14 protein-coding genes and 2 other annotated features are annotated in these 15,769 nt (G+C 36.5%); of the genes, 12 read left to right on the top strand and 2 right to left on the bottom strand.

Going from position 1 to position 15,769, the window contains the following annotated elements:
- Positions 1-350 precede the first annotated feature (350 nt).
- Positions 351-659 (bottom strand): hypothetical protein, encoded by a 309-nt coding sequence (locus ACFOZ1_RS01140; protein ID WP_390194977.1) that lies wholly within the window; start codon positions 657-659, stop codon positions 351-353.
- Between the two features lie 134 nt (positions 660-793).
- On the opposite strand from ACFOZ1_RS01140, the gene ACFOZ1_RS01145 reads away from it, so the two are divergent.
- The 9 genes from ACFOZ1_RS01145 to trpA all read left to right on the top strand — a co-directional run bounded on the left by ACFOZ1_RS01145 (position 794) and on the right by trpA (position 10,058).
- Positions 794-2,083 carry a Gfo/Idh/MocA family protein gene (locus ACFOZ1_RS01145; protein WP_390194978.1) on the top strand — a complete coding sequence of 430 codons (1,290 nt, stop codon included), beginning with the start codon at positions 794-796 and terminating at the stop codon, positions 2,081-2,083.
- A 301-nt stretch (positions 2,084-2,384) separates the two neighbouring features.
- Entirely contained in the window at positions 2,385-2,933 is a 549-nt protein-coding gene (locus ACFOZ1_RS01150) for a 3-dehydroquinate synthase II domain-containing protein (protein WP_390194980.1), read from the top strand.
- 132 nt (positions 2,934-3,065) lie between these two features.
- Positions 3,066-3,319 (top strand) — a binding site (T-box leader).
- A gap of 54 nt (positions 3,320-3,373) precedes the next feature.
- Positions 3,374-3,595, top strand: a binding site (T-box leader).
- A 101-nt stretch (positions 3,596-3,696) separates the two neighbouring features.
- Positions 3,697-5,076, top strand: coding sequence for an anthranilate synthase component I (gene trpE, locus ACFOZ1_RS01155; RefSeq protein ID WP_390194982.1), 1,380 nt, complete (start codon positions 3,697-3,699; stop codon positions 5,074-5,076).
- On the top strand, positions 5,073-5,660 hold the full coding sequence (locus ACFOZ1_RS01160) for an anthranilate synthase component II (RefSeq protein WP_390194984.1): 588 nt from the start codon (positions 5,073-5,075) through the stop codon (positions 5,658-5,660). Before trpE ends, ACFOZ1_RS01160 begins: the two co-directional genes overlap by 4 nt.
- Positions 5,657-6,682, top strand: coding sequence for an anthranilate phosphoribosyltransferase (gene trpD, locus ACFOZ1_RS01165; protein ID WP_390194986.1), 1,026 nt, complete (start codon positions 5,657-5,659; stop codon positions 6,680-6,682). The genes ACFOZ1_RS01160 and trpD overlap by 4 nt, the downstream gene beginning before the upstream one ends.
- A 1-nt stretch (position 6,683) precedes the next feature.
- Positions 6,684-7,466 (top strand): indole-3-glycerol phosphate synthase TrpC, encoded by a 783-nt coding sequence (gene trpC / locus ACFOZ1_RS01170; protein ID WP_390194988.1) that lies wholly within the window; start codon positions 6,684-6,686, stop codon positions 7,464-7,466.
- 4 nt (positions 7,467-7,470) lie between these two features.
- Positions 7,471-8,097 (top strand): phosphoribosylanthranilate isomerase, encoded by a 627-nt coding sequence (locus tag ACFOZ1_RS01175; protein WP_390194990.1) that lies wholly within the window; start codon positions 7,471-7,473, stop codon positions 8,095-8,097.
- On the top strand, positions 8,084-9,289 hold the full coding sequence (gene trpB / locus ACFOZ1_RS01180; RefSeq protein WP_390194992.1) for a tryptophan synthase subunit beta: 1,206 nt from the start codon (positions 8,084-8,086) through the stop codon (positions 9,287-9,289). Before ACFOZ1_RS01175 ends, trpB begins: the two co-directional genes overlap by 14 nt.
- Entirely contained in the window at positions 9,282-10,058 is a 777-nt protein-coding gene (gene trpA, locus ACFOZ1_RS01185; RefSeq protein WP_390194994.1) for a tryptophan synthase subunit alpha, read from the top strand. The genes trpB and trpA overlap by 8 nt, the downstream gene beginning before the upstream one ends.
- Positions 10,059-10,498: 440 nt before the next feature.
- Here trpA and ACFOZ1_RS01190 read toward each other — a convergent pair whose 3' ends face one another.
- On the bottom strand, positions 10,499-12,118 hold the full coding sequence (locus ACFOZ1_RS01190) for an ABC-F family ATP-binding cassette domain-containing protein (RefSeq protein ID WP_390194996.1): 1,620 nt from the start codon (positions 12,116-12,118) through the stop codon (positions 10,499-10,501).
- A gap of 126 nt (positions 12,119-12,244) precedes the next feature.
- On the opposite strand from ACFOZ1_RS01190, the gene ACFOZ1_RS01195 reads away from it, so the two are divergent.
- The 3 genes from ACFOZ1_RS01195 (at position 12,245) to ACFOZ1_RS01205 (ending at position 15,727) form a co-directional block, all read left to right on the top strand.
- Positions 12,245-13,159 (top strand): LysR family transcriptional regulator, encoded by a 915-nt coding sequence (locus ACFOZ1_RS01195; RefSeq protein ID WP_390194998.1) that lies wholly within the window; start codon positions 12,245-12,247, stop codon positions 13,157-13,159.
- 99 nt (positions 13,160-13,258) lie between these two features.
- Positions 13,259-14,392, top strand: a complete 1,134-nt coding sequence (locus tag ACFOZ1_RS01200) for a 5-methyltetrahydropteroyltriglutamate--homocysteine S-methyltransferase (protein ID WP_390195000.1) — start codon at positions 13,259-13,261, stop codon at positions 14,390-14,392.
- Positions 14,393-14,842: 450 nt separating this feature from the next.
- Positions 14,843-15,727, top strand: a complete 885-nt coding sequence (locus ACFOZ1_RS01205; protein WP_390195002.1) for a helix-turn-helix domain-containing protein — start codon at positions 14,843-14,845, stop codon at positions 15,725-15,727.
- Positions 15,728-15,769: the final 42 nt, after the last annotated feature.

Here is a 15,769-nt window from a genome sequence, read left to right on the forward strand (position 1 = left end):
CAAGCTCATCGTGATTCCTTTATCTCCGTTGCTTCGTTCCAGTTGCTACGTCGATAGGCAGGACGCTTTCGCTTTTGATCCATCCAGCTCAAGCGTCCATCGACTAGGCAACTTCACAAAGCGCCCTACGATAAGTCATCATCGATTCGCAAGCTCATCGTGATTCCTTTATCTCCGTTGCTTCGTTCCAGTTGCTACGTCGATAGGCAGGACGCTTTCGCTTTTGATCCATCCAGCTCAAGCGTCCAGAAACTAGGAGACTTCACGAATCAACCATCAATAAGTCATCATCGATTCGTCCCTCATCGTGATTCCTTTATTTCCGTTGCTTCGTTCCAGTCGCTACGTTTCTAAACGGACGCTTTCGCTTTTGATCCACATTGTGGGCATGTGTTATGGATTGCGTCGTATTCATGACTACAGTTCGAGCATGTCCTTTTTGTCATATGAAGTTCACGATAATAATGATGGTGAATTGTAATGACATCTAACATCTCTTCTTTTAAACGAATGAGATAACTTAGGCCGAACAATATCATAGCAAAAGAGACGCCGCTAACAGAAAATAAGATGAACTCCCAAAAGTCACCATGTAAGATTCCGGTCAGTATACTTACAATAACAAGAGTAATGCCAGTTCCTATAAGCATTTTCGCCACATATATTCTCCTTTCTGATAAGCATTAAAAAATTCATTGTTGCTATTTAAAGTAGTATCTATTATAATTTTAACAACGTTGTTATTAGAGTATCATATTTTGGTAACGATTACAATATACTGGGAGTGTTTACGATGAAGAAAAAGTATGTTCTTGTTGGTACAGGCGGTCGCGCAGAGTTTTTTTATCGTGCAATGGTACGTGATTTTCAAGAGACTTGTGATTTAATCGCATTTTGTGATTCTAATCAAACTAGGCTAAATTATGCAAATAAGTTACTGCAAGAAAAATATGGTGTAGAACCTATTCGTACATTTCTTGCAAGTCAATTTGATGAGATGATTGACACAGTAAAACCAGATATTGTCATTGTTACATCAATCGATCGAACGCATCACCTATATATTATTAGAGCATTAGAACTTGGTTGTGATGTCATAACAGAGAAGCCGATGACAGTTGACGCAGAAAAAACGCAAGCAATTATAGATGCAATTGAACGGACTGGAAGGGAAGTTCGAGTAACATTTAATTATAGATATGCACCTCATAATACAAAAATTCGCGAATTGATTCGAGATGGTGTAATTGGAGATGTCAATTCTGTTCATTTTGAATGGGCATTAGATACGCAACATGGTGCAGATTATTTTAGAAGATGGCATCGAGATAAACGGAATAGCGGTGGGCTGCTCGTACATAAATCTACCCATCATTTTGATTTGGTCAATTTCTGGTTAGATTCCATTCCGGAAACAGTGTATGCAACAGGTGGATTACGTTTTTATGGGAAAGAAAATGCGGAACGAAGAGGTGTGACACAATTTTACCAACGTGCACATGGTAGCGAATTGGCAAAAGGCGACCCATTTGCGATTGATTTAGAAGCAAATGAACATCTAAAATCCATGTACCTTGATGCAGAGAAAGAAGATGGTTATCAACGTGATCAAAGTGTTTTTGGTGATGGAATCAGTATTGAGGATACATTGGGTGTAGTTGTCACATATAAAAATAAGGCAATATTGACCTATTCATTGAATGCATATTTGCCTTGGGAAGGATTCCAAATCGCATTTAATGGAACGAAAGGAAGAATAGAAGTTCAAGTTCGCGAACAATCTTATATTAATTCAGGCGGGAAGAAAGAGGAAGAAGGTAAATTAAAAGAAAAGGTATTGCGTGTCTTACCTATGTTCGGAGAGCCTTATGAAGTAGAGGTAGAAGAGAAAGAGGGCGGACATGGCGGTGGAGATCCTGTTTTGTTAAATGATCTGTTTGGTGTACCTGAAGAGGACGAATTTGATCGAGCAGCATCACACATTGATGGAGCCATTTCGATTTTAACAGGAATAGCAGGAAATCTATCATTACAAACAGGGCAAGCAGTTAAAGTGAGTGACTTAGTAGACTTGAAAAAATAACAAAATAAAAATAGCTAGCATTCCATAACAGAATAGGAGCTAGCTATTTTTATTTTGTTCGATTTATACGTAAAATAGTATTATTCATCTATTTCAATTGTTTCACTATCTCCATATTGGCTTGCATTGCTAATGCCGAGCATACTAAAACTAGCAATCAATAACAGAAATAGCATTACTAATAATTTCCGCAATGTGTAGCCCTCCTAATTTGTCAAATCGATTTATATTTTATATGATTATCCAATAAATAGCTATATAAAATTTGTAGAAAAATTGTGGAAAAAGAGGTGTACTTTACATGCAGGTAGAATTTGAATTAGCAGAAATCAAACGTGTCACACCAATTGGTGAAGGTGCACGTGTTTGTATCGATTTCATTGACCAATTATCACCAACAGAGGGTGTCCTTGTCGGCAACACAGGGCATGGGTACTTTTTTGTTTTGGCAGAAAATAGACAAACAGACACCTATCCTAAAAGACCTTTTCGGGTCAATGCGGGAGCGATTCATCACTACATTGTCACAGATGAAGACAAAACGAATTATTTACAAGAGATACAACCAGGTAATCACATTCCAGTCTTTTGTGAAGACGGAACATATAGAAAAATTCCAGTAGGACGTGTAAAAATAGAGAAACGACCATTTGTCCGGGTAGAAGCTAAAGTAAATGATCACAATATCTCTGTTACGATGCAAGAAGCAGATAGTGTACATATTCTTGGTGAAAATATGGAAGAAAAACAAGTGATTCAACTAAAAGAAGGTGACAAAGTATACGTGAAATTGGACCAAGCGGGTCGTCATCTAGGAGAAAAAATTCAAGAAGAAATTGTGGAAAAGTAAATGAACTATTTTAAATAGAATCCTAATTTAATACACTAGTATAATGAAATATAGTACAAATATTCAGATAATTTATGTAAAAATGATTGACAAATGAATACAATCCATACTATGATAGTAGCAACATCATAAAAAAAGGCTATGAAGAAGAAGAGTAACTTATTGAAACACAAAAGAGAGCTGGTGGTTGGTGTGAACCAGTGTGAGAAGATAAGTGAATGGGCTTCTGAGCTTCCAATCTGAACGTAGAATACTAGTAGGAATTGGCGAGAGACTCACTCGTTACAATCGAGGAACGTTAAAACAATATACTTGTTTGACGTGATTAGTGAATTGTAGTTGATACAATTAATGAAGGTGGTACCACGGGTTTCCTCGTCCTTTTAGGATGCGGAGGCCCGTTTTGTTTTTATTTTTAAAATGTAAAAATAGCGTAAATATTTACTTCAATGAGAAGGATTAGTAAGTATATGTAATGTATATAAGAGAGTTAGGGGTGGTGGAATCCTAGCATACAACATATAAAGAATGGACCTTCGAGAGTGCTTTGGAAATCGTAGTATAAAGCAACGTCTCATCTACGTTACAAGATGAAAAAGTGGAAGTATGTCGTCATACTTCAAGTAGTGGTGGCACCGCGGTCGAATCTAACCGTCCCTATATATATGTAAAAGTATATATAGGGACTTTTTGTATAAAAAATCTTAAAAAAATAGCACATTAATATAATTTCGATAGTAAAAGAAGAAAGGGAGTAGATACGATGGTGAATTATATAAGTAAGACAATGAATGGAGACACGGTTACACCAATTTCGATATTCAATAGAGTAAAAGGTAAGAAGAAATTCTTGTTAGAAAGTTCAGGAAATCATGGAGAAAAAGGACGCTTTTCTTTTATTGGATTAAATCCATATAAAGAAATCATCGGTACAGCATCCAAGACAAAAATTATTCATCATGTAAAGAACAGGGAAGAAGAAGTAGACGAATTACCATTAGAAGTAGTGAAAGCACATATTCCAAATGTACAGTTACCATTACCATATGCTTTTTATGGTGGAGCAATAGGTTATATTGGCTATGATGCAATTAGGCAATATGAAGAAATCGGGCAATTATTACAAGACGAAATTGACATGCCTGATGTGCACATGCTTTTTTATCAAGAAGTACTTGTATTTGATCATGTGAAACAGACCGTTACATTAATTGTGATTGATTTAGATGGCACAAGGACAGAACAGGTATTACAAGAAAGGTTAGAACAATTAATGGAAGAGGTATCTATTCCAGAGCCACTCAGTGAAGAAGTAACATTACAAGTTGATTTTACACCATCACTTAAGAAAGAAAGGTTTCTTGAGATGGTAGAAAAAGCAAAGCAGCACATTATAGATGGAGATATTTTTCAAGTTGTATTATCACAACGAATGAAAGCGACATTTAGTCAAGACCCATTTCAATTTTATCGTAAATTACGTGTAGCAAATCCATCACCATATATGTATTTTATTGATTTTGATGAGTATATCGTACTTGGGGCGTCACCAGAGAGTCTTATTAAAACAACTGGAAAGCATGTCATTACAAATCCGATTGCAGGTACGAGACCAAGAGGGAAAACAGTTAAAGAAGATGTCGCTTTAGAACATGATTTGTTAGCAGATGATAAAGAATTAGCGGAGCATAAGATGCTTGTTGACTTAAGTCGAAATGATTTGGGACGCGTATGCGAAATTGGATCTATCACCATTCCAAAATATATGACAATTGAACGTTATCAACATGTCATGCACATTGTTTCAGAAGTACATGGTGAATTAACGGATGCGTATAGCGGATTAGATGCACTTGTCTCTACATTGCCTGCAGGTACTGTATCTGGTGCACCGAAGATTCGTGCAATGCAAATTATCAATGAATTAGAAGATAAGAAGCGCGGAGTATACGCAGGTGCGGTTGGTTATATCAATATGAATGGTGATTTGGATTTAGCGTTAGCGATTCGTACAATGGTGATTAAAGCGAATCAAGCATATGTGCAAGCAGGTGCCGGGATTGTCTATGATTCCAATCCTGAATCAGAATATCAAGAAACATTGAACAAGGCAAAATCATTATTGGAGGTCACAAAAAAATGATTTTATTAATTGATAATTACGATTCATTTACCTATAACTTATTTCAATATATATCTGAATTAGGAAAAGAAGTGCAAGTAGTTAGAAATAACAAAATCACTTTAAGTGAAATTGAGGAATTACAACCTGAAGCGATTATCTTATCACCAGGTCCTGGAACACCAACAGAAGCGGGTATATGTATCGATGTTGTCCAGCATTTAGCAACGAAATTTCCGATTTTAGGTATTTGTTTAGGCCATCAATCAATTGGAGAAGCATTTGGTGCAAGAGTGATTCATGCAGGAAAGGTTAAACACGGGAAGACGTCTATGATCAGACATAATAATGATGAGATTTTTAGTTATTTGGAGCAACCATTAGAGGTCATGCGATACCACTCATTGGTCATTGAGCGTGAAACAATTCCAGATGAGTTAATTATAACCGCAACTGCAATGGATGACGGAGAAATTATGGCAGTCAAACACACGTATTTACCAGTGTATGGATTGCAATTCCACCCAGAATCCATTGGAACAGGTAAAGGAAAACAATTATTAAACAACTTTTTTAAAGCGATAAGAAAGGAGCAAAAAATATGAAGGAATATTTAAAGAAAGTAATGAACAATGAGAATTTAACATTGCACGAGATGGAGGAAGCAACAAAACTAATTCTTTCAGAAGAAACAAGTGATGTGTTAGTCGGAGCGTTCCTAGCAACTTTAAAGGCAAAAGGAGAAACGGTTGATGAGATTACTGGATTAGTAAATGTGTTATTAGAAAATTCTCCACTTGCGATTCCAGATGAATTGACAGACGCAATGGATAACTGCGGTACAGGTGGGGACGGATCCCAAAGTTTTAATGTAAGCACAACTTCTGCCTTTGTGATTGCGGGTGCAGGAATTACTGTCGCGAAGCATGGGAACAGAAGTATATCAAGTAAAACAGGTAGTGCGGACGTATTAGAACATTTAGGTGTTCCACTAGAATTTACAAGACCGGAAACATATGAAATACTAAAAGAAAACGGCATTGCATTTTTGTTCGCGCCGAATGTGCATCCAGCAATGAAGCGTGCGATGAAGGTCAGAAGAGAAATTGGTGTGCCAACGATATTCAATATCATCGGTCCATTAACCAACCCAGTTAAATTATCTTCGCAATTAGTCGGGACATATCGTCGAGATACATTAGAAACAATGGCGAGTGTGTTACACAAACTAGGTCGCAAGCGCGCACTAATTATTAATGGCGCAGGTTATATGGATGAAGCTTCTTTAGCAGGAGAGAATCATTTAGTGTTACTTGACCGTGGAGAAATTATTCGTTTTACATTAACGCCTGAGGAAGTGAATTTGCCAATTGTCACAAATGAAGAAATAAAAGGTGGCGATGCAAAAGAAAATGCAGGGATATTACGAGCGGTATTAGAAGGAAAAGAAGGTCCGCATCGTGACACGGTATTGCTTAATGCAGGACTCGGCATTTTTGCTAACGGAAAAGCACGAACAGTGCAAGAAGGTATTGAATTAGCAAGAGAGTCAATTGATTCTAAGAAGGCGTTAGAAAAATTAGAAAATCTAATCACAATCAGTAATCGTATGAAGCAAGGAGTATAATATGACTACAATATTAGATAAGATTATTGCGGAAAAGAAAAAAGAAGTAGCAAAGTTAAAAGAAACGTATCAATCTGGTTCGATTCAAGCAAAACGTGTACATCACTCATTGTATGAGACATGTATGCAATCAAATAGAATGAATATTATTGCTGAGATGAAGCGAGCATCCCCATCCAAAGGAGTCATTAATGATGGTGTGGAACCAGCTGAGCAAGGCGCGCTATATGAAAAAAGTGGAGCTAGTGCGATTTCTGTCTTAACAGATCAGCCATTTTTCAAAGGGACGATAGAAGATATGCTTGCAGTAAGAGAGGTAGTAGATATTCCTTTGTTGAATAAAGATTTTATCATAGATGAAGTTCAAATTGACAGAGCTTATGACGCTGGTGCAAATCTGATTTTATTAATCGCTGCTGCATTACCTGAATCTAGATTACAGGCATTATATAATTATGCAACAAATAAAGGATTAGAGATTTTATTCGAAGTGCATAATGAAGAGGAATTAGAAGTAGCAAAAAGAATTGGTGCTAAGATCATCGGTGTAAACAATCGTGATTTAAAGACATTTGAAGTAGACTTAGCAGTAACAGAACGCTTGGCAAAATTAATTGATTCAACAACTACACTATTAGTAAGTGAAAGTGGGATAAAGGTGAAAGAAGATGTCGAGCGTGTAGCACGTGCAGGAGCAAGGGCAATCTTAGTAGGTGAAACAATGATGCGCTCTAGAGATGTGAAAAGTACGTTTGATGATTTACGCATTCTGTTAGGAGAGTAATGTAATGGTAAAAGTAAAAATATGTGGATTAATGGACACACTTTCCGTTTTAACAGCGGTGGATGCAGGTGCGGACTTTATTGGATTGGTATTTGCCAAAAGTAAGCGAAGAATTACACTAGAGAAAGCAAAAGAATTGGCATCTATCATTCCATCAAATATTAAAAAAGTTGGCGTGTTCGTAAATGAAAAAAAAGAAGTGATAGAAGAAATAGCAGAAGAAGTAGGGTTAGATTATATCCAATTACATGGAGATGAGACTCCAGATTTTTGTGCACAATTGTCTCTACCTATCATTAAGGCTTTTTCGGTAGCAAGTGTGGAAGACGTGGAAAAAGTAAAAGGTTATCCATGTGATTATTATTTGCTTGATAGCCCTCACGGTAAATACAGAGGTGGTAATGGTACGACATTTGATTGGTCATTAGTAAAAAATCAAGCATTCCTTAAAGACAAAATGATTTTAGCAGGTGGGCTTACTGTAGAGAATGTAGCAGAAGCGATTAATGAAGTGAAACCAATTGGAGTAGACGTATCAAGTGGTGTAGAAACAAACGGTGTAAAAGACACAGATAAAATACGAGCATTTTTATTAGCTGCAAAGAAAGGTGAGACAAATGGGAAAATATAACGCTCCAAATCAAACGGGACATTTTGGTGATTTTGGTGGACGCTTTGTCCCTGAAACATTAATGCCAGCAGTGTTAGAGTTAGAAAAAGCTTATAAAGAAGCAATTGCGGATCAAGCATTTTTAGATGAATTTGATTATTATTTAAAAGAATATGTAGGAAGAGAAACGCCATTATACTATGCGGAGCGTTTTTCAAAAAAATTAGGTGGTCCAAAAATTTATTTAAAGCGTGAAGACTTAAATCATACTGGTGCGCACAAAATAAATAATGCACTAGGGCAAGCATTACTTACATTACGTATGGGCAAAAAGAAAGTGGTTGCTGAAACTGGAGCGGGTCAGCACGGTGTGGCAACAGCAACAGTTTGTGCATTACTTGGATTAGAGTGTGTGATTTTTATGGGTAAAGAAGATGTGCGTCGCCAGAAATTGAATGTATTTAGAATGGAATTACTTGGCGCACGTGTAGAGAGCGTGGATCAAGGTAGTGGAACATTAAAAGATGCTGTAAATGAGGCGTTACGTTATTGGGTAAGTAATGTAGAAGATACGCATTATATTATCGGTTCTGTAGTTGGTCCACACCCATTTCCGCAAATTGTTCGAGATTTCCAAAGTATGATTGGTACAGAAACGAAAAAACAATTGCGTGATAAAGAAAATAGACTACCAGATGCAGTTGTTGCATGTATTGGTGGAGGAAGTAACTCAATGGGGATGTTCTATCCATTCATTGAAGATGATGATGTGAAATTATATGGTGTGGAAGCAGGTGGTGCTGGAGTAGATACAGACAAACATGCGGTAACACTATCCTATGGTAAAAAAGGAATTCTCCATGGTACGATGACCTATTTACTTCAAGATGATCATGGACAAATTCAAGAAGCACATTCTATTTCAGCAGGTTTAGATTACCCTGGAGTAGGACCTGAACATAGTCACTTAAGAGATATCGGGCGTGTGAATTATGTGCATATTACAGATGAAGAAGCATTAGAAGGACTGCAAGAATTATCACGAACAGAAGGTATTATACCGGCACTTGAAAGTTCACATGCTATTGCATATGCTGCAAAGCTTGCGAAAGAAATGTCAGAAGATGAAGTGATGGTTGTCTGCTTATCAGGCCGTGGCGATAAAGATGTGGAAACAGTTCGTGCTGCACTTGGGGGTGAAATAAATGGGTAAACATAAAATTGCACAAGCATTCCAAACAGTAGAAGAAAGAGGGCATAAAGCATTTGTTCCATATATCATGGCAGGTGATGGCGGATTAGATCAGCTTGATGACCAGCTTACATTTTTAGAAGAAGCAGGGGCGACAGTTGTAGAATTAGGGATAGCTTTTTCTGATCCTGTCGCAGATGGACCGACAATCCAAGAAGCAGGACTTCGTGCATTAGAAAATGGTGTGACTTTACGTAAAGTATTAGCAACATTAAAAGAATCAAAGTCTGAACGGAATATTCCAATTGTACTAATGACATATATTAATCCAATTCATGCATTTGGTGTAGAACAATTTGCAGAAGCTTGTGATGAAGCAGGTGTAGATGGATTAATTATTCCAGATGTGCCTTTAGAAGAAGAAACATTATTGACACCACATTTAGAAAAGTATGATATTGCATTAATTCGGCTTGCAGCATTAACAAGTACAAAAGATCGTCTAACAGAAATTGCGAAGCGAACAGAAGGATTTCTATATGCTGTTACAGTAACAGGGACAACTGGAGCTAGAACATCCTTTAAAGAAAATTTAAGTGAACATTTGCAAGCATTAAAAGCCCAATGTAATGTGCCTGTTTTAGCAGGGTTTGGTGTTTCTACGCCAGAACATGTACAGAATCTAACGGCATATTGTGATGGAGTAGTTGTTGGTAGTAGAATAGTAGATTTATTGCATAAAGGAGACCGTGAGACAATTAAAGAATTAATTGCAGCGGCAAAAGGGTAAAGAATATCTGTATTTTGGATGAATATACGGTAAAAAGTAAAAATGCAAGTTGGATTTGTGTAATCAATCCCAACTTGCATTTTTTAGTGATAAATACGCTTAGTTGATGCGCTCCAGTCACTACGTTTCTTAACGGGCGATGTCGCTTTAGTTCATCCAGCTCCATCGCCCAGAAACTAGGTGACTTCGTAAACCGCCCTACGATAAGTCATCATCGGTTCGTACCTCACCGTGATTCCTTTATCTCAGTTGGTTTACTCCAGTCACTACGTTTCTTAACGGGCGATGTCGCTTTAGTTCATCCAGCTCAAGTGACCAAAAACTAGGAGACTTCACTAATCAACTATCAATAAGTCATCATCGATTCGCAAGCTCATCGTGATTCCTTTATTTCTGTTGATTCGCTCCAGTCTCTACGTTTTTAATCGGTCACTTTCGCTTTAGTTGTATAATCCTGCGATTTCTTTTTGTAGTTTTGTGTCTGCTACGTATTCGTCGTACGTCATTTCTTTGTCGATTACTTTTGATGGTGTAATTTCGATTAGACGATTGGCGATACTATTGATGAACTGATGATCGTGTGATGTGAATAGAATAGAACCTTTGAAATTCATTAGCCCATTATTCACAGATGTAATGGACTCTAAGTCTAAGTGGTTTGTTGGTTCATCTAACACAAGTACGTTTGAATTACTTAACATCATTTTAGATAGCATACAACGAACTTTTTCTCCACCGGATAAGACACTTGCTTTTTTCAACGCTTCTTCTCCAGAGAACAACATACGACCTAAGAAGCCGCGTAAGAATGTTTCTGTTTGGTCTTCTGGTGAGAATTGGCGTAACCATTCTACTAATGTTAAATCACTACCCTCGAAGAACTTCGAATTATCTTTAGGGAAGTAGGATTGAGATGTGGTGACACCCCATGTAAATGTTCCTTCATCAGGCTCCATTTCTCCCATTAAAATATCAAATAAAACAGATTTCGCTAACTCATTACGACCAACGAAAGCTACTTTGTCATTTGGATTTAAAATGAAGCTCACATTATCAAGTACTTTCACGCCATCAATGGTTTTAGAAATACCTTCTACGCGTAATAAATCATTTCCGATCTCGCGTCCTGGAGTAAATGCAACATATGGATAACGACGAGATGATGGTTTAATATCATCTAGAGTAATATTTTCTAACATTTTTTTACGAGATGTTGCTTGTTTGGATTTAGATGCATTTGCACTAAATCGCGCAATAAAGTTTTGTAATTCTTTCATTTTTTCTTCTTTTTTCTTATTTTGGTCTTTAGCCATTTGTAATGCTAATTGACTGGACTCATACCAAAAGTCATAGTTTCCGACAAATAGCTCAATCTTACCGTAATCCACGTCCGCGATGTGTGTACACACTTTGTTTAAGAAGTGACGGTCGTGAGAAACGACAATAACAGTATTTTCAAAGTTGATAAGAAATTCTTCTAACCATTGAATTGCTTGAATATCCAAGTGGTTTGTAGGCTCATCTAATAATAGAATATCAGGATTACCAAATAAGGCTTGTGCAAGCAATACTTTTACTTTCTCAGAACCAGTTAATTCAGCCATTTTCTTTGTATGGAGATCTTCACCGATTCCAAGACCTTTTAGAAGGATAGCGGCATCTGATTCTGCTTCCCAACCGTTCATCTCAGCAAATTCACCTTCTAATTCAGCTGCGCGCATGCCGTCTTCTTCTGTAAAATCTGCTTTCATATAGATTGCATCTTTTTCTTTCATTACTTTATAAAGTTGGGCGTGACCCATAATAACTGTTTCTAATACTTCATATTCCTCAAATGCGAAGTGGTCCTGCTTTAACACAGCTAATCGTTCGTCTTTCCCTAATGACACGTGACCAGTTTGTGGCTCGATTTCACCAGATAAAACCTTTAAGAATGTCGATTTACCAGCACCATTTGCACCGATTAAACCATAGCAATTTCCTGCATTGAATTTAATATTAACGTCTTCGAACAACTTTTTATCACCAAAACGTAAACTTACATTTGTCGCTTGTAACATATATACACAATTCCTCCATTATCTAATATAATGCAAGCTTATGTTATTTAACGTAAGAAGTCAATTTTTCCTTCCTATATTATGCTATAATTGAAGCGATTAAATTGTGATGAAGGGGTATATGAAGTGACATTACAACAATTAAAATATGTAATTGAAGTGGCAAAGAACAGGTCCATTAGCAAAGCGGCTCAACACTTGTTCATTAGTCAACCGAGTTTATCTAATGCGATAAAAGAATTGGAAACAGAATTAGGCATTATTATATTTACTAGAACAAATCGCGGGATTCATATTACGCCAGAAGGATCAGAATTCTTAGGATATGCGCGCCAAGTCATTGAACAAGCAGAATTGCTAGAGAATAGGTATCAAACAACATCCTCCCAACATCATTTTGCTGTATCGTCCCAGCATTACGCGTTTGCTGTTAGTGCATTTGTAAGATTATTAAAAGATTATCAAACGACAGAATATGAATTTACCTTTCGAGAAACAAAAACATACGAAATTATTGAAGATGTAAAAAATTTGCGGAGTGAAATTGGTATTCTTTACTTAAATGATTTCAATCAACATGTTATCTCTAAGTTTTTGCGTGAAGGGAATCTTATTTTTCATCATTTATTTGAAGCGAAGCCACATGTGTTTATAAGCGCTACAAACCCTTTAGCAAAAAAAGATTGTGTCACATTACAGGATTTACGAGAATACCCATACTTATCTTATGAACAAGGAGAATATAATTCTTTCTATTTTTCAGAAGAGATACTTAGTACATTGTCTCGACCGAAAAATATTCATGTGAGTGATCGTGCCACTTTGTTTAACTTACTTATTGGTTTAAATGGATATACCATTTCTACTGGTATTTTAAGTAAAGAATTAAATGGAGATAATATTATTTCTATTCCATTAAGGGTAAATGAGCAACTGGAAGTAGGATATATTACACATAAAAATGTCACCAGAAGTCCGATGGCGAATATATATATTGATTATTTAAAAGAAACGGTAGCTTTGGAGCGGAATCAGCTATAGGAAAAAACTATAGCAAATGATAGGTTTTTCGCTTTACATAATTAACCAGACACCATGCTAAAATATGTATATACAACTTGTACAAAGGGAGAGACAAGCATGGCAATTGCAGTGAAAGCAGGAAAACGAGTAGTTACACCGTTTCGTTATGATAATGTGGGGAGTTTTCTACGTCCAGAACAGTTAAAACAAGCGCGTGCAGACTACAATGAAGGAAGAATTAGTGCGGAAGATTTAAAGAAAGTAGAAGACCAATCCATTGAAGCATTAGTAAAGAAACAAAAAGAAGTCGGACTACAAGTGATTACAGATGGTGAATTCCGTCGTTCGTGGTGGCACCTTGATTTTATGTGGGGCCTAAATGGTGTGGAAAAAGAGAAGAGTAGTCAAGGATATAAGTTTAACGGAGAAGAAACAAGAGCAGAGACTGCTAGATTAACAGGGAAAATAAGTGGAGAAAATCATCCATTTGTAGATGATTTTGCTTTTGTGCAACAATTTGCTACAGAAGATGTAATTGCGAGACAGACGATACCTGCTCCAGCTCAATTTCTAGCAGAGTTGCAACGACCTGAGAATATTGCGAAAACAGAAGAAATTTATCCAAATATAGATGATTTAGTGACAGATATTGCGAAAGCGTATCAAACAGTTATTAAAGATTTGTATGCAAAAGGGTGTAGAAGCGTGCAATTAGATGATTGTACATGGGGAATGCTTGTGGATCCTAAATACTGGGCAAGTCGTCATACAGGTGGAGATGTAAAGCAAATTGGTGAATTATATGTAAATGTGAATAATGCGGCGATTGCAAATTTACCAGAAGACTTAGTTGTGACAACACACGTATGTCGGGGTAACTATCACTCAACATGGGCATCATCTGGTGGGTATGACCCAATTGCAGAGATCTTATTTGCAAAAGAAAATGTATCTGCATACTACTTAGAATACGATACAGAACGCTCAGGTGGTTTTGAGCCACTAGCGCATGTTAGTGAGAATAAATTTGTTGTATTAGGATTGTTCTCATCAAAAACTGGCGAATTAGAGGATAAAGAAGCAATTAAGAAGCGTATCGAAGAAGCTTCTAAGTTTGTTTCACTACATCGCTTATGTATTAGCCCACAATGTGGATTTGCATCTACAGAAGAGGGAAATATTCTAACTGAAGAACAACAGTGGAAGAAACTACAATTGATTAAAGAAATTGCAGATGAAGTGTGGAATTAAATATAGCATGCTGTGTAAGTGCAAGAGATTAGGATAAAAGAATTCTTTCATTATAAAAATCCAAACGATTCGAAGTTATTTACCGAGAGTCGTTTGGATTTTATATGTATTAGAAGAAAAAAACAATTTGGTTATTTGGAGAATTTATGTGTGCTATGCACTCGCTCCGGCTTGTCCGTTTCTCTTTCCGTGGGTTTTTCCCGTAGTAGTGGAAAGGGAAGTTGGCAAGCCGGAGTGGAGTATACACACATAAATCATCTCATAATTACTGTTTACAATAGTGTTATATCACTCTTTTACTACGAAACAATACATATGGCATCAATCGTGTTTTGGGTGAAGAACAATATTTGTACCCTAACCTCTTTTTGGTATTTTGATAAATGTTTTTTTCACTTATGTGTTTTATAATGAAAAAAATAGGAAGATTCAGACAGGGGTGAAATAGTCATGATAAAAAATAATTCCAATTCATATGGTTTTCGATTAAAGGGAGCACATCAAGAAAGAGTGGCAGGATTACATGCTATAGGTAGAGAAGTACAAACAGAATTAAGTTATCGCTGGGATGGGATGAGACGTGCTGGAGAAAATGGTAGAGTCGTATTTCAATATACACTAAATGGAAAAGGTGCGATTCGAATAGGAAATCATGTCACGACACTAACGAAAGGACAAGCATTCCTTGTCCAATTCCCAAGTGATCATTGTTACTATTTGCCTGACGATTCGAATGAGTGGGAATTTATTTATATCTCCGTATATGGTACTGAAGCAACGCGTTTTTATGAACATATGCAGCAAAGTGTCGGGAATATTATTTCTATGCCAACAAACGCAAAACCAATCAGACATATTTATCGAGTATTAGAAAAGTTAGAAACAGTAGGTGTGTATAATAGCTATGAGGCTTCTAGCTATGCCTATTCGTTTTTAATGGAAGTGATGCAATACTTTGAATATGAGCAACAAACAAATGTAAAAATACCTATCCCCATCCAAGAAGCGATTTCGTTTATTGAAAAAAATTACGATCAAGATATTGGTTTAGAGGATATTGTGGAAGTATCCCAATTATCTAAATATCACTTTACACGCTTGTTTACGAAGTATACTAATCAAACCCCAATCCAATATGTAACAAAAATAAGAATGCAACAAGCAATCGAACTACTAAAACAAAAAGAATTATCTATTGAGGAGATTGCTATAGCAGTTGGATATACGAATGCTAATTATTTTAGTAAAGTGTTTAAACAACTACTTCATATTACACCATCTAAATACCGAAATAACGACTCTTTCATGCCTGTTGATCAATTAATTATCGATTGAAAGAGCAATATATTACTCTTTTTAAAAATATTTACGATTGTA

Origin of the sequence: Gracilibacillus marinus, assembly GCF_042651725.1 — a bacterium.
GTDB classification, from domain to species: domain Bacteria; phylum Bacillota; class Bacilli; order Bacillales; family Amphibacillaceae; genus Gracilibacillus; species Gracilibacillus marinus.